Below are 2,473 nucleotides of genomic sequence, written 5' to 3'. Positions count from 1 at the left end.
GGGAATGAAATGCCGATGGAGAGGTGGAAGAGGCTGTCCGGGTTGCGCCGGTCAATCAGATAGGAGCCCTCCGGCGTGCGGCCGTCTCCTTCGAACTGCTTGTGGCCTTCGGGCGCGAAGCCCAATCCGATGGGATAGGTCCGCAAGACATCATCCGTTCCGTCAAGAACCAGCAGCCGCTGCGCCTTGTATATACGCAGCCGGGTCACTTCGGGTCCGTTGTAGGACCGGAACTTGCTGGCACAGCCAGACAGGAAGGTGGCCAATCCGCCCAACAGCAAGACCCGCCGTGGAATTCTGGTATTCATCACTGCTCGACGCCCCTTTTGCGAGGTCTGGTTGATGTCAGACGTTACTCTACCGAAACCGCCGGATCAATGACCGTGCGCCAGTGCTCCTTTCGCCATCTGCTCGCCCACCGGTTCTCCGCCTGAAGGCCCGGCCTCAACCTGATGGCCGTTCAGGAGCCGAAGTGCGTTGGCGACCACCAGCAGAGACACGCCTACATCCGCAGCAATGGCGCCCCACATTGAGGCCATACCGAACGCGGTCAGCCCGACGAACAGCGCCTTGGTCGCCAGCGATATGCCGATATTCTGGTGGATGATCGTCATGGCACGGCGCGAATGGCCGATAAGCCAGGGTACCTTGCCGATGTCGTCGGTCATCAGCGCGATGTCGGCCGTCTCGATCGCGGCATCCGATCCGACAGCGCCCATGGCGATGGCATAATGCGCCCGCGCCATGGCCGGTGCGTCATTCACACCGTCGCCGATCATCGCCACCATGTCGTGGCTTTCGACGAGTTCCTCAATGGCCGTCACCTTGTCTTCTGGCAAAAGTTCGGCGCGCACCTCGTCGATGCCGACTTCGGCTGCCACCGCGCGCGCGGTGCGTTCGTTGTCGCCCGTCAACATCACGATGGTCTTCACACCCTGCGCATGCAGACGCGCAACGATCCCCTTTGCATCTGGGCGGATGCGGTCGCGAAGCTCCAGTACGCCGGTCACGCCGGTCTCGTCACCCACGGCAACGAGGGTGCTCCCTGCCCCTTCGATCCGATCCCGCAGATCCGCCGGAATGGCATTGCCGAACCCCTTCTCTTCGGCGAAGCGATCCGAGCCGAGCCAGATAGCGCGCCCGTCGGCGCGTCCTTCCAGACCGCGCCCGGGCACGGTACGGGTGTCCTCTGCGGCAGACACGGAAACACCATCGGCTTCGGCGCGCGAGAGGATGGCGCGTGCCAGCGGGTGTGAAGACCGCGCCTCCAGGCTTGCTGCCAGCGCCATGAGATCGCGTGCGGAAACGCCGACCAGTGGGTGAACCGCCGCCACCTCAGGCTCGCCCATGGTGATCGTCCCGGTCTTGTCCATCGCCAGTGCCGTGGTCCGCCCCGGCGCCTCGACATAGGCGCCGCCCTTGATGAGCACCCCCGCCCGTGCCGACGCGGTCAGCGCTGCCACGATGGAGACCGGCGTAGAAATGACCAGCGCGCAAGGACATGCGATGACCAGAAGGACCAGAGCATTGTAGAACCAGTAGTCCCAGGCGCCGCCGAGCAGCAGTGGCGGCACCAGCGCGATGGCGATCGCCAAAGCCATCACGATGGGTGTGTAGATGCGCGCGAACTTGGCCACCCACTGTTCGACCGGCGCGCGGCGGGCATGGGCATCGCCCACCATGCGAATGATTTTCGCGAGCACCGTGTCCGAGGCGGCCTTCGTCGCCCGCACCGTCAGTGTGCCCTCGCCGTTGATCGTGCCGGCATAGACCTCGTCGCCTGGTTCCTTGGGCACTAGCGCGCTTTCCCCAGTAATTGGGGCCTGATCGACGGCCCCTGCCCCGTCCACGACCTCACCGTCGAGGGGGATCCGGTCGCCGCCGCGCACGATAAACCTTGCATTGACTGCCACGGCCGCGGCCGGAACGTCGGATTCAGATCCGTCGTCGTAAAGAACCCGCGCCGTTGGCGGCGCCAGATCGAGGAGCGCGGAAACCGCATTACGCGCCCGCCCCACGCTCCAGCTCTCAAGATAAAGCGAAAGCGAGAAGAAGAAGGCGACCGTCGCGGCCTCAAAAAACTCGCCGAGGCCGATGGCGCCCGCGACGGCCACCACCATGAGCAGGTTCATGTCGGGGCTAAGCCTCCGCGCCGAAGACCAGGCCTTGGGCGCGACAAGCCAGACGCCAAAAAGAATCGCGACGGCGAAGATCCCTGCTTCCACCATAGGCATAGGCACCTCGCCATGGCCCGCAAAGAGCCCGAGCGCGCCGCCCATGCCGGTCTCGACAATGTGAAAAAGGAATCCCGCCGCCCAGAAGCCGCCGCTCAACGAGGTAAAGCGCTTCTGACGTGCCAGATGCGCCGCCTGGTCCTCTGCTGCGTTGTCGGCATCCCATGGCTTGGCGCTCATGCCGGTCGTTGCGACCAACTGCGTGACTTCGTCGTCTGGTATCCTCTCGGCGCTATCGA

The 2,473-nt window shown here is 64.5% G+C and carries 2 protein-coding genes; both read right to left on the bottom strand.

Annotation, left to right across the window (positions count from 1 at the left end; translation table 11 throughout):
- On the bottom strand, positions 1-308 hold a 308-nt coding region (locus A3764_RS23430), incomplete at its 3' end, for a L,D-transpeptidase family protein (protein ID WP_443069414.1).
- 66 nt (positions 309-374) lie between these two features.
- A partial coding sequence (locus A3764_RS23425; RefSeq protein WP_067952172.1) for a heavy metal translocating P-type ATPase occupies positions 375-2,473 on the bottom strand: 2,099 nt, incomplete at its 5' end.

Source organism: Sulfitobacter sp. HI0129 (genome assembly GCF_001635395.1).
GTDB lineage: Bacteria > Pseudomonadota > Alphaproteobacteria > Rhodobacterales > Rhodobacteraceae > Sulfitobacter.
This window is presented reverse-complemented; position numbering and strand designations above follow the sequence as displayed.